The organism is Chitinophaga sp. NPDC101104, from assembly GCF_050277495.1.
In the GTDB taxonomy this organism is placed as follows: Bacteria; Bacteroidota; Bacteroidia; order Chitinophagales; family Chitinophagaceae; genus Chitinophaga.
In genome coordinates this window covers 31,260-56,596 of the sequence record NZ_JBNNSF010000002.1, presented here as the reverse complement: position 1 = coordinate 56,596, position 25,337 = coordinate 31,260, and the positions used below count along the sequence as shown (strand labels likewise).

Sequence of the window (25,337 nt, the reverse complement as noted above, 5' to 3'; positions counted from 1 at the left end):
TGACTTGATGAATTACAGGTGGCTTTCGAGGGCCGTATCGTACTTCACTTTCCAGTCTGCGGTGTTGCCCCAGTTTTCGCCGTCGATGATCATGCTGTCGCCCTTAACGGTACCGAGCAGTTCGAAGCGAACGGAAGTGGCGGAGGTGTCTACCAGGCCGTGGAGCAGCGATTCGAATTTCTCCTTGTCTGCCGGGTTTACGGACACTACCACGCGGGATTGCGCTTCGCCGAAGAGGAAGGCATCTTTGCGGAATTTTTTATTGGTGTGAACGTCGAAGCCGGATTTACCTGCCATGGCGCTTTCCAGGAGGGTGATGAAGAGGCCGCCTTCGCTCACGTCGTGCGCGGACTGGATCAGGCCGGCGGCGTTGAGCTTGGTGATGGCTTGCTGGAGGCGGTGTTCTTCTTCCAGGTTAAAGTGCGGAGCCGGGCTGAATTCCACGCCGATGAGCTTGTGGAGGTATTCGGAGCTGCTGATATCGTTGTAGCTGCGGCCTACGAGGTAGATGAGGTCGCCGTTGTTTTTGAAATCGAGGGTAATGCGCTGGTCCATGGAGTCGAGCACGCCGAGCATACCGATGGTGGGCGTGGGGTACACGGGGCCGTCGGGGCTTTGGTTGTAGAAGCTCACGTTACCGCCGGTAACGGGGGTGTTGAACTTGCGGCAGGCTTCGCCCATACCCTGGATGGCGTGTACGAACTGGTAGTATACTTCCGGATCGTAAGGATTACCGAAGTTGAGGCAGTTGGTGATGGCTACGGGCTCACCGCCGGAGCAAACGATGTTGCGGGCAGCTTCGGCCACTGCGATCTGGCCACCGGTGTGGGGATCGGCGTGTACGTAGCGGGAGTTACAGTCGGTGGTAACGGCGAGCGCTTTCTTCGACCCTTTCACGGCAACGATAGACGCGTCTGAAGGGGCGTTGGTGCTGGCGTTGGCGGTACCTACCATGCTGTCGTACTGCGTATATACCCAACGTTTGGACGCGATGTTGGGAAGCTGCGCGATCTTCTCGCCCACTTTCTTCGCATCGGCGATATCGGGAACGTTCTGGATATCGAACTGTTTAACTTTCTCGAAGTATTTGGGCTCTACGTAGGCGCGGTGGTACTGGGGAGCGCCGCCGCCGAGCACGAGGCTTTCTGCGGGCACTTCGGCTTCAAGCTCACCGTTCATATAGAAACGGAGGATGGGCTCTTTGGTTACTTCACCGATCTGCACGCAGTGGAGGTCCCATTTTTCGAAGATATCGAGGACTTCTTTCTCACGGCCTTTATGGACCACGATGAGCATGCGTTCCTGGCTTTCGGACAGGAGCATTTCCCAGCCTTTCATGTTAGCCTGGCGGGTGGGCACCTTGTCGAGGTGGATGATCATACCGTGTTCTCCTTTGGCAGACATTTCGGCGGTGGAGCAGGTGATGCCTGCTGCGCCCATGTCCTGCATACCAACGAGTGCGCCGGTGGGAACGAGCTCGAGGCAGGCTTCGAGGAGTTTCTTTTCCTGGAAGGGGTCTCCTACCTGAACGGCCGGGAGATCTTTGGCGGATTCTTCGGTGATGTCTGCCGAAGCGAAGGAAGCGCCGCCGATGCCGTCTTTACCGGTGGCGGAGCCTACGATGAATACGGGGTTACCGGCGCCGTGGGAGGTGGCGGAAACCATGGTGCCTACTTTCAGTACGCCCACGCTCATGGCGTTCACGAGGGGGTTGGTGCCGTAGCAGTCTTCGAAATATACTTCACCGCCCACGGTGGGTACGCCGAAGCAGTTGCCGTAATGGCCGATGCCGTGTACCACCCCTTTGAGGAGGTGCTGGTTCTTTTTATCGTTGATGTTGCCGAAGCGCAGGGAGTTGAGGGCCGCGATGGGGCGGGCGCCCATGGTGAAAATATCGCGGTGGATACCTCCTACCCCGGTGGCTGCGCCCTGGAAGGGCTCGAGGGCCGAGGGGTGGTTGTGCGATTCAATTTTGAATACGCAGGCCCAGCCGTCGCCGATATCTACCAGACCGGCGTTTTCCTCACCAGCTTTCACGAGCAGCCTACCGCCTTCCCGGGGCAGACTTTTCAGCCATACGATGGAGTTCTTATAGCTGCAGTGCTCGCTCCACATCACCGAGTACATGCTCAGTTCGGTGAAATTGGGGGTACGGCCCAGGATGGATTTTATGCGTTCAAATTCGTCTGCTGTCAGTCCTAACTGTTCGGCGGTTTCAACTGTGGTCGTTTGCATGAATTGAGAAGGTTTATAAAAGAAGATGCAAAACTACATAGATTTCTATCAATTGACAAGACGGAACACGAAAGCCCTTCATACGAATTATAAATTTTTTAATATATCAGTTTGAAGGGTTCCGGCCTTCGAATATTTGGCCGAATTTTAAAAAACACCTGTTTTTTCCGGCGAAATGCAATTTTTTGGTAACATTCTGCCGATTTGCTTGCATTTTAAACCAAACTGGCGTTTTTTTGTATAAAATTTTTCACATCATGCAATCGTTACGCTTTCAAGCGCTGGAAAATCTGACCGGCGTTGACTTCAAAGTAAAGCCTGAGCTGAATGGCAAAATTACCGACGTATTCGGCAGCAACGTGTTCACAGGCAAAGCCATGCGCGAACACCTCAGCGACGAGGCTTATAAAAGCCTGATGAATTCCATCAAGGGCGGAAATAAGATCGAACGCAAAATGGCAGAACAGATCGCTTCCGGCCTGAAATCCTGGGCTATGAAGAAAGGCGTAACCCACTATACGCACTGGTTCCAGCCGCTGACCGGTACTACCGCCGAAAAACACGACTCCTTCTTTACTATTAAAGGCGACGGTTCTTCCATCGAAACTTTCGACGGAGACGCCCTCGTTCAACAGGAGCCCGACGCTTCCAGCTTCCCCAACGGCGGCATCCGCGCTACTTTCGAAGCACGTGGCTACACCGCATGGGACCCCTCTTCACCCGCCTTCATCATCGAGCAAGGCACCGGCAAGACCCTCTGCATCCCCACCATCTTCGTAGCCTACACCGGCGAATCCCTGGACTACAAAGCGCCCCTCCTGAAAGCGCTCTCCGGCCTGGACAAAGCTGCGGTGGACGTATGCAACTACTTCGATAAAAACGTTACCAAAGTTACCGCCACCCTCGGCTGGGAACAGGAATATTTCATGATCGACGAAGGTCTGGCCAACGCCCGTCCCGACCTGCTGCTCACCGGCCGCACCGTAGTAGGCCACGCGCCCGCTAAAGGCCAGCAGCTGGAAGACCACTACTTCGGCGCCATCCCCGAGCGTGTATACGCTTACATGCGCGATTTCGAAGAAGAATCATACAAGCTGGGCATCCCCCTGCGCACCCGTCACAACGAAGTGGCTCCCGCTCAGTTCGAGTGCGCTCCCATCTTCGAAGAAGTGAACATCGCGGTGGACCACAACTCCCTGCTGATGGACGTGATGAGCAAAGTGGCCAAACGCCATAAACTGAAAGTGCTCCTCCACGAGAAACCTTTCGCTGGCATCAACGGTTCCGGCAAGCACAACAACTGGTCGCTCGCTACCGACACCGGCGTGAACCTGCTCGCCCCCGGCAAAACGCCGAAAACCAACCTGATGTTCCTCACCTTCTTCGTGAACACCATCAAGGCGGTACATGACTACGCTGACCTGCTGCGCGCTTCCATCGCTACTCCGAGCAACGACTTCCGTCTCGGCGCCAACGAAGCTCCCCCGGCCATCATCTCCGTATTCACCGGCAAATACCTCTACGAAGTTCTGCAGGAAGTTAAATCCCGCGTAAACAATAAGTTCGACGAACAAGACGAAGCGATCCTGAAACTGGACCTCCACCGTCACATCCCCGAACTGATGCTCGACAACACCGACCGTAACCGTACCTCTCCGTTCGCGTTCACCGGTAACAAATTCGAGTTCCGCGCCGTAGGTTCTTCCGCCAACTGCGCCTCCGCTATGACCGTTCTGAACACCATCATGGCTAAAACCCTCGTTGAGTTCAAGAAAGAAGTAGACGGCCTCATCGAAAAAGGCGAGAAGAAAGAAATCGCTATCATGCAGACCCTCCGCAAATACATCGTTGAATCCGAGAAGATCCTCTTCGAAGGCGACGGTTACAGCGAAGAATGGGCGAAAGAAGCGGAAAAACGTGGCCTTCCCAACGTGAAAACCACCCCGAAAGCCCTCGACGCTTTCGTTACGCCGAAATCTACCAAACTGTTCACCGAAATGGGCGTTTACAACGAGAAAGAACTCCACGCACGTCACGAAATCCTCCTGGAAGACTACGTGAAGAAAGTTCAGATCGAAGCCCGCGTGATCGGCGACCTGGCTACCAACCACATCCTGCCCGCAGCTGTGAAGTACCAGAATGAACTGCTCACCAACATCAAAGGACTGAAAGATGCCGGTTTCGGCGACGACGCTTCCAAAGCGCAACGCCAGATCGCAACCAAGATATCTGAACACATCAATGTCATCAGCGAAAACGTGCAGGCAATGATCGAAGCCCGCAAAGTAGCCAACAAGCTCGAAGACAGCCGTCAGAAAGCCATCGACTACTGCGAAAAGATCAAGCAACCGTTCTTCGACACCATCCGTTACCACTCCGACAAACTGGAGTTCCTGGTGGATGACAAAATTTGGGGTCTTCCCAAATACAGAGAGCTGCTTTTCTTGCGATAAAAACCGTAAGATTGTTTTGGTGTATGATGGCCCCCGGTATTCACCGGGGGTTTATCTTTTTCAGGGGACGCCCTGTGAACGATCCGTACGATTTTTTTTATATTGGGATAAATTCCCAAGCCCGTATGATAAGAACCCTGAAACTCCCGCTGTTCCTTTGCCTCCCGTTGCCCCTCTTCTCCCAGCAGTCAGACAAATCGATAAACATCCAATCCCGCAAAGAACCGCCGCCCTTCGGGCCGCTCCGTTTCCGTGAAGATTCCGTCACCATCATCGGTGAATTTAAGAACTCCGTTTCCAGCCCTCCCTTTATGGTTATTTTCACGAATTGGGTTACCCGGGAGCAGGTCAATTACGCCGCTGCTGTCGACGCTTCCGGGAAATTCAGGATGAAGTTTCCCTTGCCGGCGGAGAGCTCCATTATCATGAAATGGGGAAATGCCTATTTCGGAAACGTGGCTGTGCCCGGCGAAACGATTTACCTGCACGCCGATGCCAACGCGATAGTGGAACAAGTGCCGCAGGATTCCGCGGGCATTGTGGCGCATGCCGAAAGGCAGGCGGTCCGATATGCAGGAAAAAATGCGCGGCTGCATAATGAAATCCACCGGTACATGGAAGTATCCCAATCGCTGAAACTGCCCAGATACGCGGATTTCGACTGGGGCAGACAGTTTAAAACCATGCAGCAATATTCGGATACGATGGCCAGTCTGTTCCGTATTAAAATGCGGTATTTCGAAGACTATAATAAAAAGCACCGGCTGGAGGCGCGCAGCCGCCAGTTCATCGAAGCCCGCATACGGTACGATATTGGTTCGCGGCTTACCCAGCAATATTTTGTTATGCCCGGCAAGGATAAATATGCAGGCGACGATATTTTCTTCCAAACCGTGGATACCATCGCCAGCCAGCGTTTCGGAACGGGCTACCTGTCTGACGAGTACCTGGTCGTGATCGACAATATCCGCGACCACAGCGAAATGAAAGCCTTGGCGCTCCGGCTCAACGCAGATTCTATTTATGAACAACGCTACCGCCACCCCATAGAAAAAATCCTGACCGATACCTGGAAAACCTCTGAAAAGTACAGCCAGGGCTTCGTTTACAGCGATTCCATGCTGAAGGAAGTGCGCAGGAAAGTAACCGATACCTTCCTGTTGAACCGGCTCTACCGGCAAAACGACTCTCTCAAAGCGCTTGATGCAGATGATGCGATATTGGCTGAAACACACTTCATCACGGAGTTTCCCGTTATGAAGTCGGCGGATGAGATCTTTGCGCACATCGTTGCCCCGTTCAAAGGGAAAGTGATCTATCTGGATATCTGGGGTACCTGGTGCCCGCCCTGCCGTAAGATGATGGAATATATGCCCGCTATCAAAAAACAATATGCAGGAAAGGATGTGGTTTTCCTGTACCTGGCCCAAAACTCGCCCGAAGCCGCCTGGAAAAACACCATCAAACAACTCCGGATCACCGGCCCGAACGTTGTCCATTACCGTATGCCGGCAATGATGCAACAGGTATTTGAAAGACAATATCTTACAGGCGGCTACCCCAGCTACCTGCTCATCGATAAAGAAGGTAAGCTGGTCACCAAACAGGCGCCCTGGCCCTGGGCCCCGGATGCACTGTACGAAGCCATCGATAAGCTTTTATAAGGCTGTATATTCCTCCGGAAAACAAATCTACGAAAATTTCGTAATAATCTACGAAAGTTTCGTAGAAAGATGTAAATTGGATAAAATTCCACCTGTATGAATAAAATCCTTTTTACGATTTGGCTGATGGGATGCGGGTTTCAGGGTGATGCGCAGCCTGCCGGAACGGACACCGCGGCTTTCGGGCCTTTACGGTTCCGGGACGACTCCGTCACCATCATCGGCACATATAAAAACTTCCGGTTTTCGCCGGGGGCGTATTTCAAAGTTTCTTACCGGGACTGGGTCACCGCCCGGGAGGTCACCTTTTCCGCCCCTATCGACGAGGCAGGCAAATTCCGTATCCGGTTCCCTTTGCCGGTGGAGTCGCAGTTGTATATCGATTATGACCGGTTGTATGAAGTCAATCTTGGCATTCCGGGCGAAACGATGTACCTCCAGGCCGATATGAATAACTACCAGGTGCCCGACAGCATCGGCGGCGCTAACCGGAAAATTGTGGCCTGGCTCGGAAAATGGCCCGGCGCGCAATACAATGGCACACACGCGAAAATGCACAACGAGATCCGCGACTGGCACAGGCACCAGGCCAGGCTTGCATTGCCCGACTATCAGGATGAAACCTGGGAGCCGCAATTCCCTTCCACACAAGCTTACCTGGATACCATTGCCGGGATTTTCCGGCGAAATATGAATGATTTCAGCAGTTACGCAAAGTCCCGCAAGCTGGGAACCCGCACCCGGCAATATATTGAAGCGAACATCCGGTATGATGCCGGGTGTGCGCTTACGCAAAGTTATTATTTGAACGCACGGACAGACAAACAGGCGATCTTTCCCGAATATTTCACGACCGCCGACACGATCGCCTCGCTTCGCTACGGAGCCCCTTACCTGACCCGCAACTACATCGTTGTGCTGCGCGATATCCGCGGCCACAGCCAATCGCACGCCAGGAAGCTGAAACTGGACCCCGATTCCGCGTACCGCGTGTGGGTCCGCCATCCCATCGAATACGATTTAACCGCCACATGGCTCGCCTCGCAAGCTTTCAAGGCAGGAAAAACGCTGGACGAAACCGCACTTTCAAAACTGCGATCGCAGGTAAAAGATACGTTCCTTTTTCAGAATGTCATGGATCGGAACGAAGCGCAGAAGGCTATCCAGGTCAATGATAAGCTGCTTGCCGGCACCCGGCTTATCACTGAATTCCCCCATCTCAAATCGGCCGAAGAGATTTTCCAGCACATCACTTCGCCCTATCGCGGCAAAGTGATCTATCTCGATGTATGGGGCACCTGGTGCGGCCCATGCGTCGAAATGTTCCAGTATATGCCCGCCATAAAAAAGCAGTATGCCGATAAGGACGTCGTATTCATCTACCTCGCCAACCATACGCCCGAAACGGCCTGGAAGAATGCCATCAAAGTGCATGGGATCACAGGCGCCAACGTGGTGCATTACCGGATGCCGGAAACCATGCAGGCGATGTTCGAGAAAGGATACCAGTTACGGTCTTTCCCCAGTTTTCTGCTCATCGACCGGGAGGGCAAACTGGTGACCGGCCGCGCACCCTGGCCCCGCCATACGGAAGACCTCCACGCAGCCATTAACAAACTTTTATGAGCGCGCGGTTAAACCTGGGTCCCTTACAACGGTCTATGTAAGAAATTAATCGCCATGATGAAACAAATTGTATGGATGGTGCTACTGACCGGAAGCGTTTCCCTGGCCAATGCCCAGGAGAAGCCTGCTGCCAAGGCAGACCTGAACCTTACCGAACAGCAGACCACAAAAATCCGTGATATCAACAAATCGTATATGGACGGGTTGAGGGATCTGCGAAACAATCAATCCCTCAGCAAGGAAGACCGTAAATCACAGTTCGACGCCCTGCGCACTACCCGCCAGGACCAGATCAAAACCGTACTTGACAAAGACCAGTTCGCCAAATGGGAGAATAACCAAAAACTCCTTGCCGACCGTAAAGGCCGCCATCATGGCAAATTCGGAAGGGACGGGAGGTCCGGCCAGGAAGGCAAAGACGGTAAAATGGCCCGCCGCCATCACGATCGCAGCCAGGAAGCCGTAACAGCCCTGGGTCTCAGCGAAAAACAAGGCGCCGATCTGAAAGCGATCAATAAGGAATACATGGAAAAAGCCATGGCCCTTAAAGATGCCGGCAAAACCGAGCGCCGGGACAAGATCAAATCCTTCCACAACGAACGCCTCGAAAAAGTGAAACTCGCCCTCGGCGACGAAAAATTCACCCAATACAAAGCATGGCGTGAGCAAGAAAGAATGCAACACAAATCCGGTATGCGCAAGGAAGGCATGATGAAAAGGAAAGCAGCCACTCCCGCAGCCGAAAAATTATAAACTGCCTGTCCACGGTTCAGGACAGCAACTTTTGTGTCAATCAATTCGTCTAAGAACGTTTTAAGGTTTAATGCGACAGGCCGTCCGAAAGGATGGCCTTGTTGTTTTATAGGCTTACTTTTGCCGGGCATCAAACTTTCCGGCATGCAAACGAAAGTAATACCCGTTCTTCGCATCTTCGACCTCGCCAAAATGCGGGAGTTTTATATCGACTGGCTGGGGTTTACGGTAGACTGGGAACACCGCTTCGAAGCGGATGCGCCTGTCTATATGCAGGTTACGCGGGGCGATGTAACCCTGCATCTTTCGGAACATCATGGCGATGCGTGTCCCGGCGCAAAGGTGTTCATCGAAACGCAGGGCGTGCGGGAACTGCATGCCGAACTGACGGAGAAGCGGTATAAATACAACCGTCCCGGGCTGGAAGAGGCGTTCTACGGCGCCTGGGAAGTAACCCTGCACGACCCTTTCGGCAACCGGCTCGTGTATGTAGAGCGGTTCCGGTGAACTGGGCAACGCCATCAACTTTCCAGGTAACGAACTTTTAAGGCCTGAATTTGCGATCCTACGAACGGACGAATCCGTGAAAGCGACCGAAGCCTTGTTTTGATCCAGGCAAGCGCTTTCAATTAGCCAGGCCATAACAGGTGATTGATTCGTAACGGATTCCCGGTGGTTCATCCCATTTCGGAAAACTGCGTTGCCTGGCGGAGTAAATTCGTTCCATTACCGATCGAACGAATTATGGCGGCCGCCAGTTCCCTGGCGGGCCCAAGCAATTTCACCGGCAACGATAGTGTTGCGTGTTAATCAAACTGTCATTACAAATAATGCTGGCGGACTGCTTTTGCGGTCCGCTTTTTTATTGCCGGGGCCTGCAGAAAGGAAACGGCTCCCGCAGGTAAAACGGCCCAAAGCCAGGCAACGACGATCATGCAAATGGGAAACACAGGCGGGGCAAGGGATGTTAAAAAAGCAGGGCCGCTCCGGAAGAGCGGCCCTGGGCAATATTTACAAGTAAAACTATTGCAGTTTGAAGGTTTCGGTGAACTTGGTGGTAAAGTTGCCTTTACGGAAGTTCTCGTCCTGCATGAGTTGCTGATGGAAGGGGATGGTGGTTTTCACACCTTCGATCACGAATTCGGACAGGGCGCGCTCCATGGTGTTGATGGCTTCTTCGCGGGTTTGCGCAACGGCGATCACCTTCGCTACCATGGAATCGTAGTACGGAGGGATCACATAACCGGCGTAGATGTGAGAATCCACGCGTACGCCGTGGCCTCCGGGGGTGTGGAGGACGGTGATTTTGCCCGGCGAAGGACGGAAATCGTTATGCGGATCTTCCGCGTTGATGCGGCACTCTATGGCGTGCATCTGCGGCGTGTAGTTTTTCCCGGAAATGGGGATACCGGCAGCGATCTTGATCTGTTCCTTGATGAGGTCGAAATTGATCACTTCTTCGGTTACGCCGTGCTCCACCTGGATACGGGTGTTCATTTCCATGAAATAGAAATTACGGTGCTTGTCTACCAGGAACTCGATGGTGCCTACGCTTTCGTAATTGATGGCGGAAGCGGCTTTGATGGCGGCTTCACCCATTTTCTCACGAAGCTCGGGCGTCATGAATGGAGAGGGAGACTCTTCTACCAGTTTCTGGTGACGGCGCTGGATGGAGCAGTCGCGCTCGGAGAGGTGGCATACTTTGCCGTATTGGTCGCCGGCAACCTGGATTTCGATGTGACGGGGCTCTTCCACGAATTTCTCCATGTAGATGCCATCGTTACTGAAGGCGGCGCGGGCTTCGTTTTTGGCCATTTCGTAGGCATTGGCGAGCTCACTTTCGTCCCAAACCACGCGCATACCTTTACCACCACCGCCTGCGGTGGCTTTGAGGATGACGGGGAGGCCCATTTCCTTCGCCAGTTTCTGGGCTTCTTCCACGCTTTCGAGGAGGCCTTCCGAACCGGGGATTACCGGAACGCCGGCGGCGATCATGGTTTCCTTGGCCGTCATTTTGTCGCCCATTCTGCGGATCATTTCCGGAGTGGGCCCGATGAACTTGATGCCGTGCTCACCGCAGATCTCTGCAAAGCGGGCGTTTTCGGCGAGGAATCCGTAACCGGGATGGATGGCGTCTGCGTTGGTGATCTCGGCAGCAGCCATCAGGTGAGGGATATTCAGGTAAGAATCGCTGCTTTGCGGCTTTCCGATACACACGGCTTCGTCGGCGAAACGGACATGAAGGCTGTCTTTATCCGCCGTTGAATAAACTGCCACTGTCCTGATCCCCATTTCCTTACAGGTACGGATGATGCGCAGGGCAATCTCGCCACGGTTGGCGATCAATATCTTTTTGAACATGTTACGCAAATAGTGTTATAAAAAACGGCAAAAGGAAAAGGTTGCAAGCAAACTTACAACCTTCAACCGTTATGGAATGATTTACGGTTCTACAAGGAACAGCGGCTGGTCGTACTCAACCGGGGAAGCATCCTCCACCAGTACTTTCACGATCTTGCCGCTCACTTCGCTTTCGATTTCATTGAACAGTTTCATGGCTTCGATGATGCAAACTACCTTGCCGGGTGCCACTTCGTCGCCGACGTTCACGAAAGACGGTTTGCCCGGTCCTGCGCTGCGGTAGAAAGTACCGATCATGGGAGATTTGATGGTGATGAGGTTGCTGGCGGCGGGAGCTGCTGCGGGGGCGGCAGGTGCGGCGGCAGCGGGCGCAGCGGCGGCAGCTACGGGCTGGGGAGCCGCTACTACCGGTTGGACCGCCGTTACGGCCGGTACGGTAACGATCTGCTGTACTTCTTGCTCTTTCTGCTTTATCGTAATCTTAAACTGGTCCTGCTCAATGCTCAGTTCGCTGATATTTGATTTGTTGATCATTTTAATCAGCTCCTGAATCTGTTTAAAGTCCATGTAGACAGTTTTTGGTTTTAGTAATTTTGCTGTTCGCGAAAATGATGAATATGAGATGGTATATGGCTATTCTTTTACGCGCTCGATGTATTCACCGGTTTTGGTGTTAATGCGGATCAGCTCGCCTTCGTTCACGAACAGGGGCACCATGATGGTAGCGCCGCCTTCAACGGTAGCAGGCTTCAGGGTGCGGGTAGCGGTATCGCCCTTCATGCCGGGCTCGGAATAGGTCACTTTCAGGACGATCTTGTCGGGCAGTTCCACGGCCATGGGCAGTTCGGTCTCCGTGTTAATGGCGATCGCCACCTCGTCTCCGTCTTTAAGGAACTGGGGCGCGTCGATCATCTGCTCATTCACTACGATCTGCTCAAAAGTTTCTTTATCCATGAAATTGTACCCGCTTTCATCCTGGTACAGAAACTGGTATGCTTTTTTCTCCACACGTACCGGATAGATGGTATCGCCGGAGTTCCAGGTGTGCTCGATAGAACGGCTATTGTCAACCCCCTTCAATTTGGCCCATACCTTGGCGGCTGCACGGGCGGTTTTATTCTGACCAAACTCTACAACAGAATATAAGCTGTTATCCAGCTTAATGATTAATCCTGTTCTGATATCTGCGGTGGTAGCCATAAAAGGTCAAAGATTTAAAGTTAAAAATTTACATTAAGGATTGCAAAAGTAAAAATTTTAGAATATGAACAAACAATTCTTGCCGGATTTCCCACAAAAGCGGTATAGATTTGACGGCGAACCGCTTGTGCGGATGATTACTTTAACAATAAAACAAATATAAAGATGCGTACATGGTTATTCGTGCTTTTATGCCTCCCGACCCTGCTGAAGGCCCAATCCGGGCATAATCATGCTCATGAAAAACAACCGGGCACCCCGCTCCCCCCTTTCAAACAGTACAATTTCATCGCGCCTTTCCAGCTGACGGCCTATACCGGCCAGGTTTTCACCAAGAACGACATCCCCAAAGGGAGGCCGACCATGGTTTTCCTCTTCAGCGTGGAATGCGACCATTGTGCGCATATGACGGAAGACATTCTAAAGAACATCGACAAATTCAAAAAATCGAACATCCTCATGGTAACACCTTTCAAACTCGAAAGGATGAAGGCCTGGTACGACCAATACAAGATCGGGAATTACCCCAATATCATCATGGCGGCCGAGCCTACCCGGCAGATCGTATATTACTATGACCTGCACAACTTTCCCGGTATTTACCTCTACAACAGGAAAGGCCAGCTGGAAGCGGATTACGAAGGTACGGTTAAACTGGACACCGTGTTAAAGCATTTGTAAATTTTCCGGAAGGGCCGCCGAAAGGGGAAATTTTAGCAGTTTCCTCCGAAATTACGGTTCCGATATCCTATTTTTGTTACCCAATTAATTCTTCACCTTTTTAAAATATTCAGATACGATGAAAGTAACTGTTGTAGGAGCTGGAAATGTGGGCGCAACATGCGCTAACGTGCTGGCCCACAGAGATTTCCTGCAGGAAGTAGTTTTGCTGGACATCAAGGAAGGAACCGCAGAAGGCAAGGCACTCGACACCTGGCAGCAAGCGCCGATCGATTACTACAGCACCAAAGTGACCGGCGTTACCAACGACTATGCTAAAACCGCCAACAGCGACGTGGTAGTGATCACTTCCGGCCTCCCGCGCAAACCGGGCATGAGCCGCGACGACCTGATTTCCACCAACGCCAATATCGTTAAATCTGTTACCGAGAATATCGCCAAACATTCTCCCGACGCCATCATCGTAGTGGTTTCCAACCCGCTGGACGTAATGACGTACTGCGCGTTCCTCACCGCGAAGAAAGACAGCTCCAAAGTGTTCGGCATGGCAGGTATCCTCGATACCGCCCGCTACCGCGCTTTCCTGGCAGACGAGCTCGGCTGCTCCCCGAAAGACATCCAGGCCATCCTCATGGGCGGCCATGGAGACACTATGGTGCCCCTCCCCCGCTACACCACCGTTGCCGGCATCCCCGTAACTGAACTGATCGCCAACGATAAACTGGAAGCGATCATCCAACGCACCAAAGTGGGCGGCGGCGAAATCGTGAACCTGCTCGGCACCTCCGCCTGGTACGCTCCCGGCGCGGCTGCAGCTCAAATGGTTGAAGCCATCCTCAAAGATGAAAAACGCATCTTCCCCGTTTGCGCATGGCTCACCGGCGAATACGGCCTGAAAGACATCTACCTCGGCGTACCCGTGGTACTCGGCAAGAAAGGTATCGAGAAAATCATCGAACTGGACCTGAACGAGGGCGAAAAAGAACTCCTCAACACTTCCGCCAAACACGTGAAAGAAGTGATGGACGTGCTCGACAACATGAAAACTCCCGCCTAACCAAGGCCCAATATCTTCCGGAAAGCACCTGTTACCAGGTGCTTTCCTTTTTCCATACAGCCCCGCCCGTTCATATCATTGATTATCGTACCTTTGGCCCGGGCTATATCAACTAAAATCATCACCGGCCCCCAAAACCATATCATGAGCAGGCTCCTGTTTGCCATACTGTTATGCTCTTCGTTGGCCTCGATTGCACAAAGCCCGGTCTGGAAAGCGGACCGCGAAAGATCGTCTGTGTCCTTTTCCGTCACCCATCTCATGATCTCCAAAGTGGAAGGCCGCTTCCGGGAATTCGACGGCGAAATCTCCGCCGCAAAACCCGACTTCACCGACGCCTCCATCAAATTCGATGTAGACGCTTTCAGCATCACAACGGGAGACGATAAGCGCGACAACCATCTCAAATCGAGCGATTTCCTCCATGCGGAACAATTCCCCAAACTGTCTTTCCGCAGCACCGCCTTCCGCCGCATCACCGAAGGCAGATACCAGCTGGAAGGAGACCTCACCATCCGCGACGTCACCCGCCGCGTCAAATTCAACGTTGCCTATGGCGGCACCACCACCGAAGGCAACCGGCAAAGGGCCACTTTCAAAGCCACAACGTATATCAACCGGTTCGATTATAATTTACAGTGGGACAAACTGACCGAGGCAGGGGGCATGGTCGTCGATAAAATGGTCAGCATCATACTCAAGCTCGAGTTCGTAAAATAATAAAGGGCCGCCACAGGGTCGAGGAAATCCCTGTTTGCCGCCAATCCGTTAATTTGCAAGATATTATTGCCGCATATGTCCAATATCGAAAAATTGATCTCTATCAGGAATTTCACCAGTGAACACCATAAAGGTCTGGTCAGCCTCATCTTCGTAGGCAACTGGATCATCTCCAAACACCAGAACTTTTTCAAGGAGTACGACATCACCATGCAGCAGTTCAACATCCTGCGCATCCTCCGCGGTCAACACCCCAAATCCGCCAGCATCAACACGCTCAAAGAAAGAATGCTCGATAAAATGAGCGACGTTTCCCGCCTCGTGGAACGGCTCCGCAAAGCCGACCTCGTGGAAAGAAAAAGCTGCGAGGCAGACCGCCGCGCCGTAGATGTGAAAATCACCCAGAAAGGCCTGCAACTATTGAAAGAAATCGACGAGAAAATTTTCGTATTGGAAGAAACCCTTAAAACCACGTTGACAGACAAGGAAGTAGCACAACTCAACAAACTGCTCGACAAGCTTCTTGGCGCCTACGAATAGCCTTTACTCCTCCACGTAATCCAGGTCTTTACCGAACGTTTCCTCCATGGAATACGCGAACCCGAACGCCAGCACAATGCAGATCACACCCGTGGCCAGGCCGCTTTGGAGGTAACTGAGCCCTGCCGTCTGCAAGCCGCCGAACACCAGCGAGATCACCGGCAGCATGCCCCGCGCGTAATTGGGCACCGTAGTGGCCGCCGTGGCGCGAAGGTTGGTACCGAACTGCTCGGCCGCCACCGTTACGAAAATCGCCCAGAAGCCCACGCTGAAGCCCATGACGCCGCAAACCGTGTAGAACAGTTGCACGCTGGCGCCGTACAGGTTGAAATACAGCACCACGCTGATCAATACGAGGGTATAAAAAATATACAGCACCTTTTTCCGGCTGCGCATGATTTGACTGAGGTACCCGCTGGCCAGATCGCCGAACGTCAGCGCGGCGTAACAGATCATAATGGCCTTCCCGGGGTTGATGGGGCCCTGCACGCCCATTTTCTCCGCAAACGCGTTGGAAAACGTCATGAGAATGCCCACCACGTACCAGGTCGGCAGCCCGATCATGATACATTTCAGGTAACGGAAGAACCGCTCCTTATTGGTGAAGAACTTGAAATAATTGCCGCGGCTGACGCTGCTTTGCTTGATATTGTTGAACATCCCGGACTCTACCACGCTGATGCGCAGAATGAGGAGCGCCAGGCCCAGGCCACCGCCGATGTAATAGCAGATCCGCCAGTTATCGCCGAAATATTCCGACACGAAATAGGCCGCCACGGCCCCGGAAATGCCCACACTCGCCACGATCATCGTGCCGATGCCCCGCTTTTCCTTCGGCAGCACTTCCGACACGAGCGTGATCCCCGCGCCCAGCTCGCCCGCCAGCCCAAGCCCCGCTATAAACCGCCAAACCATATACCAGAAAATGGCATTTTCTCCCCCTATCATCCCGTTGGCGACATTCGCCACGGAATAAAGCAGGATCGATCCGAACAGCACGGAAAGCCGGCCGCGCTTATCCCCCAGCACGCCCCAGATAATACCGCCGATCAGCATCCCGATCATCTGGATATTGATCAGCCACATGCCCACGGAATCGATTTTGTCGGCCGAAACGCCCAGCGATGTTAGACTTTTGATACGGATGATGCCAAAAAGCAGCAGATCGTAAATATCGACGAAGTAACCCAGGGAAGCCACGATCACGGCGGCGTTCAATAATTTGACGGGTTTGCTGGCGGAATTCATAAAGGACAAGATTTTCGGTTGATACGTGGACTTTCTGTAAAAAAGAAAGAGACGCAAATTTATTGCGTCTCTCTAAATATCAAAATTTATTATGATTTTATTTCTTCCCGCTTTTCCGGCGTTTCGATCGGATGGCCTTCTTCATCGAAATTGGCGTGGATGCCCGATTTGCCGAAAATCAGCTTGATCGCCACCGGCAGCGTCGTGATCACCACGATGATGACGATGATCCATTCCAGGTGGTCTTTCAGGGTCGGGAAAGCCTTATCCAGGAAGTGGCCGGCCAGCATGAGCGAAAATACCCAGGTAAACGAGCCGATGATGTTCCAGAACATGAATTTTTTCCTTTCCATCCCTACGATCCCTGCGATGATCGGGGCGAACGTACGGACGATGGGCAGGAAACGGGCCACGAAAATAGCCCCGCCACCATATTTGTCATATACTTCCTTCGCCTGCCAGAGGTGTTTTTTCTTGAACAGGAAGGTATCTTTCCTTTTGAACAGGATGGGCCCGGTTTTGCGGCCGAACCAATACCCCACGATATTTCCGAGCACGCCCATGATCGCGATGAGGGTCATCATCACCAGGAGCGGCATATTGAAAAAGCTTTCGGCCAACAGCTCGGCATAAATACCGGCAACAAAAAGCAGGGAATCCCCCGGGAGGAAAAATCCAATAAACAAGCCCGTTTCCGCGAAAATGATCGCGAGAATCAGGTAATATCCTCCGTTTGCAATAATCCACTCAGGGTTAAGAATGTGCTTGAAAAAATCTATGATCTGGTCCATGCTAATGTTTAAAAACTATAGTTAAGCGGCTAAAAATAATCTTTTATATGTCAAGAGGAAGTTAATATTTCCTGAAATAGGCCTTAGGCTTTGGTTTCAGGCGGAAGTTCCTTGAAATCGACCTCTCCTTCCCACTTTCCGATCACGGCGGTGGCCAAACAGTTGCCGATCACGTTTACCGAGGTACGGGCCATGTCCATCAGCTCGTCGATCCCCAAAATGAGGAAAACCGGCCAGGTGGGCAGGTGGAACGAGGCCACGGTGCCGAGGATGATCACCAGGGTGGCGCGGGGAACGCCGGCTACGCCCTTGCTCGTGAGCATGAGCGTAAACACCATGAGGATCTGCTGGGGCCAGGTCAGCGGGGTGCCGGCCGCCTGGGCCACGAACACCGACGCCAGGGCCAGGTACAGGGTGGAACCGTCGAGGTTGAAGCTGTAACCGGTCGGCATCACGAACGCGATGATCTTCCGCGGAACGCCCATCCTTTCCATGGCTTCCATGGCTTTCGGCAGGGCGGATTCCGAGCTGGTGGTGGCAAAGGCGATGGAAACGGGCTCGGAAATTTCCTTGATGAACCGTTTGATGGGCAGGCCGATGATCAGCGCCACCGGTACAAAAACCAGCAGCACGAACGCAATGAGCGCCACATACAGGGTAAGGAGCAGTTTCAAGAGGTTCCCCAGCACATCGAGCCCGCCATGGCCCACGGTATAGGCGATGGCCGCACCCACGCCCACCGGCGCGAAGTACATGACGATGTTCGTGAATTTGAACATGGTCTCGGAAAGACTGCCGCAGAAATCCAGCATGGGCTGGCGCATTTTGTCTTTCACCATGAGCAGCGCGATCCCGAAGATGACGCTGAACACCACGATGGGGAGGATTTCGCCATGATAGATCGATTTGGCGATGTTTTCGGGGAAGATGTGAAGGATGATATCCTGCCAGTTCTGCGGTTTGGTGGCCGGCAGCACTTCATGGCCTGCGGGAGGCTGCGGAACGCCGACGCCCGCCTGCGAAATGTTAATGGCGGCCAGGCCGATGAACAGGGCGATGGTGGTAACGATCTCGAAATAAACGAGTGATTTCCAACCCATACGGCCCACCTGTTTAATATCGGAGTGCCCGGCGATGCCCACCACCAGCGTGGCGAAAAGCAGCGGGGCGATGATGGTTTTGATCAGTTGCAGGAAGACTTTACTGAGCACCTGGAAGTTCACGGCGATGGCCGGCCAGTCGTGCCCCAGCTCTCCGCCCACCAGCATGCTCACGAGGATCCAGGTGGTGAGGGATTTTTTAGCGATAGCAAACCACACGAATGCCGCAACCACGATCCAGCGGGTGATCACAAGGATATCCTGCGGAATGGATACCGCAGTGTAAATATCAATGACATGCAAGATGGCAACGATCGTTAAAACGATAAATGCGGTGATGCCTGCCTTCCGTTTATTCATCATGAAATAGAGGTGATTTAGGTTTAGATGCGACAAAAATTGCCCAAAAATAAGGTTCTCGGTCGAAAATTCCCGCAGATGGGCGTTACCGCTCGTACATAAAATAAAATATGGCATTTATCATTAAGACACTATATTTGGCGATCTATAAAACAAATCTAACCGCTAATATCAACCACAACCCTCTATTTGTATGAGTAGACTCTTTGTCAAAAAGCCGCTTGCACAGTTATTCTCGGAAGCTTCCGATTCTGAAAAAGGGCTTAAAAGGTCTTTAACTGCCACCAGCCTCGTTGCACTCGGTATCGGCGCCATCATCGGCGCGGGCCTCTTTTCCCTTACCGGGCTGGCCGCCGCCAACAACGCCGGCCCCGCCGTAACGCTTTCCTTCGTGATCGGCGCCATCGGATGCGCATTCGCCGGGCTTTGCTACGCCGAATTCGCTTCCATGATCCCCATCGCGGGCAGCGCCTACACTTACAGCTACGCCACCATGGGCGAATTCCTCGCCTGGATCATCGGGTGGGACCTCGTGCTCGAATACGCACTCGGTGCCGCCACCGTTTCCATCAGTTGGTCGCAATACCTCGTCAAATTCCTCCATCACTACAATATTCATTTGCCGGCACAGCTCACCGCCTCGCCGTTCGAAACCATCACTATGCTCGATGGTTCCACGGTAACCGGCATCATGAACCTCCCCGCCGTCCTGATCATCATCGCGCTGTCGCTCCTGCTGATCCGCGGCACCCGTGAATCCGCGCTGCTGAATGGTTTGCTCGTTGCCCTGAAAGTTGCGGTGGTACTGGTATTCATCGCAGTGGGCTGGAGCCACGTAAACCCTGCCAACTACGATCCCTACATTCCCGCCAACACCGGCGAATTCGGCCACTTCGGCGTTTCCGGCCTGTTCCGCGGCGCTGCCGTGGTATTCTTCGCCTTCATCGGGTTCGATGCGGTGTCCACCGCCGCCCAGGAAGCCAAGAACCCCAAGCGCGACATGCCCATCGGCATCCTCGGTTCCCTCGCCATCTGCACCGTTTTATATGTGCTTTTCGCGCACGTGATGACCGGCCTGGCCAACTATACCGAGTTCAAGGATAGCGCCGCCCCCGTAGCCATCGCCATCGCCAAAACGCCCTACGGCTGGCTGCAGCAGGCTATCATCCTGGCCATCCTCGCAGGCTACACTTCCGTGATCCTCGTGATGCTCCTGGGCCAAAGCCGGGTGTTCTATTCCATGTCGCTCGACGGCCTCCTGCCCAAAACCTTCTCGCAGGTTCACAAAAAATACCGCACACCGTATAAAGCCAACATCCTGTTCATGGTGTTTACCAGCCTTTTCGGCGCCTTCGTTCCGGTTCACATCGTGGGCGAAATGGTGAGCATCGGTACCCTGTTCGCTTTCGTGCTGGTTTGCGTGGGCGTGATCGTGATGCGCAAAACCGACCCCGATGTACCGCGCGCTTTCAAAGTGCCCCTGGTACCGGTGGTACCCATCATCGGCATCATCATCTGCCTGGCCCTCATGGCCTCCCTCCCGCTCGATACCTGGCTGCGCCTCGCCGCCTGGATGGGCCTGGGCCTCGTGATCTACTTCGCCTACAGCAAGCATCACAGCAAACTCGGCAACAAACTGTAACCAAACACCCATCATACAAAATCCCGCCAGCCATGGCGGGATTTTTATTTCCGGTAATCCCGGATTTGACGGGAATTTAATATTTTTGCAGCCTCCTTATCACCGGCCCCCCGGAGCATAAGGCAAACTCTTTCAAACATTATGGGACGTATTTTTGAAGTAAGAAAAGCGACCATGTTCGCCCGCTGGGACCGCATGGCCAAACAATTTACCCGTATCGGCAAGGAAATCGCCATGGCGGTGAAACAAGGCGGTATGGACCCCGATAACAACCCAGCTCTCCGTCGATGCATCCAGAACGCCAAAGGCGTGAACATGCCGAAAGACCGTGTAGACGCCGCCATCAAGCGCGCGATGGGGAAAGACAAGACTGATTACGAAGAAGTTGTATACGAAGGATATGCCCCTCACGGCGTCGCCGTTATGGTAGACACCGCCACCGACAATACCACCCGTACCGTTGCCAACGTGCGCATGCACTTCAACAAATGCGGCGGCAGCCTTGGGAACAGCGGTTCCGTAGGCTTCATGTTCAACCGCCTCGGTGAATTCAAGATCAAAAACGCCGGCCAGAACCTCGAGGACCTCGAACTCGAACTGATCGACTTCGGCCTGGAAGAAATCGGGGAAGACAGCGAAGGCAACATCATCGTTCGCGCCACCTTCACCGAATTCGGCAACATGTCGAAAGCGCTGGAAGAAAAAGGCCTGGAAGTGATCGCCGCCGAACTGAAGCGCATCCCCGCTACCACGGTGGAACTGAACGAGGAACAAGCCAAGGAAGTACTGGAGCTGATCGACCGCCTGGAACAGGACGACGACGTACAGCAGGTATTCCACAACCTGAGATAATCGTACCCACGAAATAACAAAAAGGCCCGCCGGTTGGCGGGCCTTTTTTATTATCTGAAACGCCTTCGCGAGGCGCTAATAGTTTGTTTCAAACGTATCACGGCTGCAGGGCCGCTACTCGCAAATGCTCAGGAAACCTTAAGACAGCTCCCGCTACCCGCCGATCACATTTTGCGGCACCCCATCCAGGAAAGCTTTCACATTCTCCACTACCTTGTTCATGAGGCGGGAACGCGCTTCGCGGGTGGCCCAGGCGGTTACCCGCCGATCACATTTTGCGGCGCCCCGTCCAGGAAAGCTTTCACATTCTCCACCACCTTGTTCATGAGGCGGGAACGCGCTTCGCGGGTGGCCCAGGCGGTTACCCGCCGATCACATTTTGCGGCACCCCGTCCAGGAAAGCTTTCACATTCTCCACCACCTTGTTCATGAGGCGGGAACGCGCTTCACGGGTGGCCCAGGCGATGTGCGGCGTAACGTAGCAGTTGCGGGCCGTCAGCAGCGGATTGTCTGCGGAAGGGGGCTCCACTGATAAAACATCCAGTCCTGCCCCGGCAATCACCCCATTATTGAGCGCATCGGCAAGATCCTGCTCGTTGATGAGCGGACCGCGGCTGGTATTGATCAGCATGGCCGAAGGGCGCATCGTAGCCAGCAGCACGGCATTCACGAAGCCTTTATTGGCCTCGTTGAGCGGACAATGCAGGGAAACGATGTCCGCTTCGCGGAAACAGGTGGCCTGGTCCGTGAAGGTGACGCCTTCCATCCGGTCGCGCTCCGGATGTTTGTGGCTCACGATCACGCGCATCCCGAACGCCAGGGCGATACGCGCCACCGCCTGCCCGATCTGTCCGAAACCGATGATAGCCAGCGTTTTCCCGGATAATTCGGTGAGCGGCATCTTCCAATAGCTGAAATCGGGACAGGCCGCCCAGTCGCCGTTCCGGACGCTGTCTGCATGCAAACCCACGCCCTGGCAAAGTTCCAGGATGAGGGAAAAAGTGAGCTGGGCCACGGAAGCCGTGCTGTATGCGGGAACGTTGGAGACAATAATGCCTTTGGCGCGCGCTGCGGCAACGTCTACCACGTTGTAGCCGGTGGCCATGACGCCGATGTAGCGAAGGGCTGGCAGCTGGTGGATGACGGACGCGGGGATGAGGGATTTATTGGTGAGGAGGATTTCTGCTCCGAGGGCGCGGGCCGCCACATCGGCGGGGGCCGTTCTGTCGTGGACGGTTAAGGTGCCGAGGGAGCCTAATGCATCCCACGACAGATCTCCGGGCTGTAAAGCATATCCATCCAGTACTACGATTTTCATATGTGCCGGCTTTTTGATGAAGGACTAAAAATAGACAATTCCGCCGTCGATCAAAAGCCTGCACGGCAATATCGTACCCTTCAAAAAATCCCGTTGCGACCAGGCATAGGAAGGGAATCCCACACCCAACCCCGAAAGACCGGTCTCCCACCGTTCAACGGAAGAAAACCGGCCCTTCAGTGAAAAAAACCAACATGGAAAGGATGATCGATCTGCGCGGATAACTGCAGGTACATCAACAAAACCAGGCAATTAAAAAATCTGCACAAATCAAGAAGTTGGTTAACAAACAACATCACCCTTATATATTACTCATGGGAAACCCATAAAAATTCCTTGGTACAGGAATATTCCGGATGATCTGGCGTGACAAAAGGCTTCAGGAGAGCATTCGCGCTGGTAATTCCCGTTGTAACATTATCAACGGCAGCAACCATCAATATCAGCACCATACTGCTCCGGATCATTTAATAGCCGGATCACCAGGTACCATCGCTCCATCGACCCGGCAAAAAAATCCAGCTCCCGGCGCACCTGGCCCCGCGGCTTACCTCATGCGAAATCTATACTTAACAGGAAAAAAGATTCGCATGGGAAGCGAAGCCTCATGTCAACCGGTCGATCATCCAAATGAAAAAAACGTGTTCGTACATCTGTAGCGGAATGCATGCCTCATCGCAACAGCGTCACTTTATGGAACTGGTTGTTCAACTTGTCGACCACGAAATTTCCATAGATCGACCGGTAAGTACCATAACAAAGTTTCCCCCCTACTTCCATATTATGTTCCTTACCCAGCGGGTGAAGCCCCTCTATCAGCCCCACGAACCGCATTCTTTGCAATTGGCCGCCACAGCGGCATTTGATTTCAGAAAGCCTCTTGTGAGAGTGTACGATCGTACTGCATCTGATACATCTTGCTTCCATAATTCAGTTACGTTTTAATAAATTTTGGTTGTTGTCCCCTAACGCATGGATAGATGTTCTTTTGATATAAAGCGGTTAACAAAGCGCACACGCGTTTGTATAGACTAAAGAGGAGAAAAATGTAGCAGAGGGTTAAAAAAAAAGAGAAAACCTGTACCTGTTTTTTCCGGGTGGTTAATCCGGCGATCATAGGAAATGGTTAAAAATCTTTTAAAAAAACCAGGCCAGGTCCGCACAGAAAAATTCAGAGGATATGGGTAAACAATCTTTTCGATCTGGCGCCCGGGTAACCCCACTGTAATGAAAACTGAAAGAAGGCCGCCCTTTTCAGAACGGCCCCCGTTTTCAGCCTATTTGAACCGTCTAAGCAATTTTCATTTTGATTATGCCTGCAATTTATCTCATTCCATTAACCAACGAATAGCAATGGGAGAATGAACAGACAATGAACATTACGAAAGACAATGAACAAACAATTGGCTGATAATGAATACGATATAGATTAAATTGAATAACTTTTCTTGAAGAGCAGCCACTGCGCCTGCGCCACCGCAGGGTTCCTGGGATCACTGTTAACAATCAATAAATAACCCGCCAGCCGGCTCAACTGCCAGTCTTCCGACATCTCCCCGCCCTGCCAGCAGTAAATCCGCCGGAAATTCAACGTCACGGGCATCCGCAGCGCCGCACAGGCCTGCATCGCACGGTCCAGCGCCATCCGCAGCCCCTCCCGCGTATACCCCAGCATCTCCAGCAACTCGCTTGCATAAAAATCAGGCGCCGCCTCCGATTCCGCCCGGTGCTGCTGCTCGAGGATTTCTTCCAGGTAATCGATCGTTTGTAACATAAGCTTCCATTTTTTGTGGTTTACTGATCCCTGTTCGCCAATTTCCGGAACATCGCCTTCTCTTCATCCGTAAGGTTTTGCGGCACGGTGATCCTGATCCGCACATAAAAATCCCCCGGCTCCCCACTCCCTCCTTCCGCAACAGGCAACCCCTTTCCTTTCAACCTGAACATCCGCCCGCTATCCGTCCCCTCCGGGATCGTCAATTGCAACGCACTCCCCGGCACCGGCACCTGCACCTTCCCGCCTAAAATCGCCGTATACACGTCAATCGGCACTTCCAGGTACACATCCTTCCCCTTCAACTCAAATCCCGATCCCGGTACAATACTCACCTCTATCAACAAATCTCCCGCTTCGCCGCCGTTCAAACCCGGACTGCCCTTACCTTTCAGCCGCAACACCTGTCCATCCGCCGTACCCTTCTTTATCTTCAGATTCAACTTCTGTCCGTTCACATTGATCTGCCGCGTAGCGCCCGTGTAGACGTCTTCGATACTCACGTCCATCGTAGCATGCAAATCCCCGCCACGCCGCGTGCGCGAACGCCCCTGCTGTGCGCGGCTGCGGAACCCGCCGCCGAACAGGTGCTCGAAGAAATCGGAAAACTGCCCGCCTTCCCCGAACATGTCCTCGGCGTCGTACTGCTGTCTGCCGCCCTGCTGTTGCTGCGCCCGCCAGCGGTTCCAGTCGAAATCGCCCTGCTGCGCGCCGGCCTGCTCATAATACTTCCAGTTCTCGCCGAACTCGTCGTACTTTTTCCGCTTCTCCGCATCGCCCAATACTTCATATGCCTCGTTCAATTCCTTGAACTTCTCTTCCGCGAGCTTGTCGTCGGGATTTTTGTCCGGATGATACTTGACCGCCAGTTTGCGATAAGCCTTCTTGATCTCGTCGGCACTCGCCTTTTTATCTACGCCCAGTATCTTGTAATAATCTTTATAGTCCATATTTCCAGTATA

22 protein-coding genes are annotated in these 25,337 nt (G+C 53.1%); 11 read left to right on the top strand and 11 right to left on the bottom strand.

Annotation, left to right across the window (positions count from 1 at the left end; all coding sequences use genetic code 11):
* Positions 1 to 12: 12 nt before the first annotated feature.
* Positions 13 to 2,235, bottom strand: coding sequence for a phosphoribosylformylglycinamidine synthase subunit PurL (gene purL / locus ACQKLP_RS18795; RefSeq protein ID WP_427324408.1), 2,223 nt, complete (start codon positions 2,233 to 2,235; stop codon positions 13 to 15).
* 257 nt (positions 2,236 to 2,492) lie between these two features.
* Here purL and ACQKLP_RS18790 point away from each other — a divergent pair, with 257 nt between their 5' ends.
* From ACQKLP_RS18790 to ACQKLP_RS18770, 5 genes are all read left to right on the top strand, one after another.
* Positions 2,493 to 4,688: a glutamine synthetase III gene (locus ACQKLP_RS18790; RefSeq protein WP_427324407.1), complete on the top strand. Its 2,196-nt coding sequence runs from the start codon at positions 2,493 to 2,495 to the stop codon at positions 4,686 to 4,688.
* A gap of 125 nt (positions 4,689 to 4,813) precedes the next feature.
* A complete protein-coding gene (locus tag ACQKLP_RS18785; protein WP_427324406.1) occupies positions 4,814 to 6,352 on the top strand; it encodes a TlpA family protein disulfide reductase in 1,539 nt (512 codons plus the stop codon).
* 96 nt (positions 6,353 to 6,448) lie between these two features.
* Positions 6,449 to 7,978: a TlpA family protein disulfide reductase gene (locus ACQKLP_RS18780; RefSeq protein ID WP_427324405.1), complete on the top strand. Its 1,530-nt coding sequence runs from the start codon at positions 6,449 to 6,451 to the stop codon at positions 7,976 to 7,978.
* A gap of 54 nt (positions 7,979 to 8,032) precedes the next feature.
* Positions 8,033 to 8,731, top strand: a complete 699-nt coding sequence (locus ACQKLP_RS18775) for a hypothetical protein (protein ID WP_427324404.1) — start codon at positions 8,033 to 8,035, stop codon at positions 8,729 to 8,731.
* 144 nt (positions 8,732 to 8,875) lie between these two features.
* The gene (locus tag ACQKLP_RS18770) at positions 8,876 to 9,238 is read left to right on the top strand and encodes a glyoxalase superfamily protein (protein ID WP_427324403.1); all 363 of its coding nucleotides are present in this window, start codon (positions 8,876 to 8,878) and stop codon (positions 9,236 to 9,238) included.
* Between the two features lie 516 nt (positions 9,239 to 9,754).
* On the opposite strand, the gene accC is transcribed toward ACQKLP_RS18770, so the two are convergent.
* The 3 genes from accC to efp all read right to left on the bottom strand — a co-directional run bounded on the left by accC (position 9,755) and on the right by efp (position 12,292).
* A complete protein-coding gene (gene accC, locus ACQKLP_RS18765; RefSeq protein WP_427324402.1) occupies positions 9,755 to 11,092 on the bottom strand; it encodes an acetyl-CoA carboxylase biotin carboxylase subunit in 1,338 nt (445 codons plus the stop codon).
* An 81-nt stretch (positions 11,093 to 11,173) separates the two neighbouring features.
* The gene (accB, locus tag ACQKLP_RS18760) at positions 11,174 to 11,659 is read right to left on the bottom strand and encodes an acetyl-CoA carboxylase biotin carboxyl carrier protein (protein WP_126246811.1); all 486 of its coding nucleotides are present in this window, start codon (positions 11,657 to 11,659) and stop codon (positions 11,174 to 11,176) included.
* 66 nt (positions 11,660 to 11,725) lie between these two features.
* Positions 11,726 to 12,292 carry an elongation factor P gene (gene efp, locus ACQKLP_RS18755; RefSeq protein WP_126246810.1) on the bottom strand — a complete coding sequence of 189 codons (567 nt, stop codon included), beginning with the start codon at positions 12,290 to 12,292 and terminating at the stop codon, positions 11,726 to 11,728.
* 165 nt (positions 12,293 to 12,457) lie between these two features.
* Between efp and ACQKLP_RS18750 the strand changes: the two genes are divergently transcribed.
* From ACQKLP_RS18750 to ACQKLP_RS18735, 4 genes are all read left to right on the top strand, one after another.
* Positions 12,458 to 12,973: a peroxiredoxin family protein gene (locus ACQKLP_RS18750; RefSeq protein ID WP_427324400.1), complete on the top strand. Its 516-nt coding sequence runs from the start codon at positions 12,458 to 12,460 to the stop codon at positions 12,971 to 12,973.
* Positions 12,974 to 13,091: 118 nt separating this feature from the next.
* Positions 13,092 to 14,030 (top strand): malate dehydrogenase, encoded by a 939-nt coding sequence (gene mdh, locus ACQKLP_RS18745; protein ID WP_126246808.1) that lies wholly within the window; start codon positions 13,092 to 13,094, stop codon positions 14,028 to 14,030.
* Between the two features lie 144 nt (positions 14,031 to 14,174).
* Positions 14,175 to 14,750, top strand: coding sequence for a YceI family protein (locus tag ACQKLP_RS18740; RefSeq protein WP_427324399.1), 576 nt, complete (start codon positions 14,175 to 14,177; stop codon positions 14,748 to 14,750).
* Positions 14,751 to 14,825: 75 nt separating this feature from the next.
* The gene (locus ACQKLP_RS18735) at positions 14,826 to 15,290 is read left to right on the top strand and encodes a MarR family winged helix-turn-helix transcriptional regulator (protein ID WP_126246806.1); all 465 of its coding nucleotides are present in this window, start codon (positions 14,826 to 14,828) and stop codon (positions 15,288 to 15,290) included.
* A 3-nt stretch (positions 15,291 to 15,293) separates the two neighbouring features.
* Here the strand turns inward: ACQKLP_RS18735 and ACQKLP_RS18730 are convergent, their stop codons facing one another.
* From ACQKLP_RS18730 to ACQKLP_RS18720, 3 genes are all read right to left on the bottom strand, one after another.
* Complete coding sequence (locus ACQKLP_RS18730; RefSeq protein WP_427324398.1) at positions 15,294 to 16,538, bottom strand: MFS transporter; 1,245 nt, start codon at positions 16,536 to 16,538, stop codon at positions 15,294 to 15,296.
* Between the two features lie 89 nt (positions 16,539 to 16,627).
* On the bottom strand, positions 16,628 to 17,329 hold the full coding sequence (locus ACQKLP_RS18725; protein WP_341841112.1) for a DedA family protein: 702 nt from the start codon (positions 17,327 to 17,329) through the stop codon (positions 16,628 to 16,630).
* 83 nt (positions 17,330 to 17,412) lie between these two features.
* Positions 17,413 to 18,792, bottom strand: a complete 1,380-nt coding sequence (locus ACQKLP_RS18720) for a dicarboxylate/amino acid:cation symporter (RefSeq protein WP_427324397.1) — start codon at positions 18,790 to 18,792, stop codon at positions 17,413 to 17,415.
* Between the two features lie 190 nt (positions 18,793 to 18,982).
* Here ACQKLP_RS18720 and ACQKLP_RS18715 point away from each other — a divergent pair, with 190 nt between their 5' ends.
* Positions 18,983 to 20,431 carry an amino acid permease gene (locus ACQKLP_RS18715; RefSeq protein WP_427324396.1) on the top strand — a complete coding sequence of 483 codons (1,449 nt, stop codon included), beginning with the start codon at positions 18,983 to 18,985 and terminating at the stop codon, positions 20,429 to 20,431.
* Between the two features lie 141 nt (positions 20,432 to 20,572).
* The gene (locus ACQKLP_RS18710; protein ID WP_126246802.1) at positions 20,573 to 21,283 is read left to right on the top strand and encodes a YebC/PmpR family DNA-binding transcriptional regulator; all 711 of its coding nucleotides are present in this window, start codon (positions 20,573 to 20,575) and stop codon (positions 21,281 to 21,283) included.
* 361 nt (positions 21,284 to 21,644) lie between these two features.
* Here ACQKLP_RS18710 and ACQKLP_RS18705 read toward each other — a convergent pair whose 3' ends face one another.
* From ACQKLP_RS18705 to ACQKLP_RS18690, 4 genes are all read right to left on the bottom strand, one after another.
* Entirely contained in the window at positions 21,645 to 22,601 is a 957-nt protein-coding gene (locus ACQKLP_RS18705) for a D-2-hydroxyacid dehydrogenase (RefSeq protein WP_427324395.1), read from the bottom strand.
* Between the two features lie 672 nt (positions 22,602 to 23,273).
* Positions 23,274 to 23,426 (bottom strand): hypothetical protein, encoded by a 153-nt coding sequence (locus ACQKLP_RS18700; RefSeq protein WP_427324394.1) that lies wholly within the window; start codon positions 23,424 to 23,426, stop codon positions 23,274 to 23,276.
* 604 nt (positions 23,427 to 24,030) lie between these two features.
* Positions 24,031 to 24,375 (bottom strand): hypothetical protein, encoded by a 345-nt coding sequence (locus tag ACQKLP_RS18695; RefSeq protein WP_427324393.1) that lies wholly within the window; start codon positions 24,373 to 24,375, stop codon positions 24,031 to 24,033.
* Between the two features lie 20 nt (positions 24,376 to 24,395).
* Positions 24,396 to 25,325 (bottom strand): DnaJ C-terminal domain-containing protein, encoded by a 930-nt coding sequence (locus ACQKLP_RS18690; RefSeq protein ID WP_427324392.1) that lies wholly within the window; start codon positions 25,323 to 25,325, stop codon positions 24,396 to 24,398.
* Between the last annotated feature and the right edge of the window lie 12 nt (positions 25,326 to 25,337).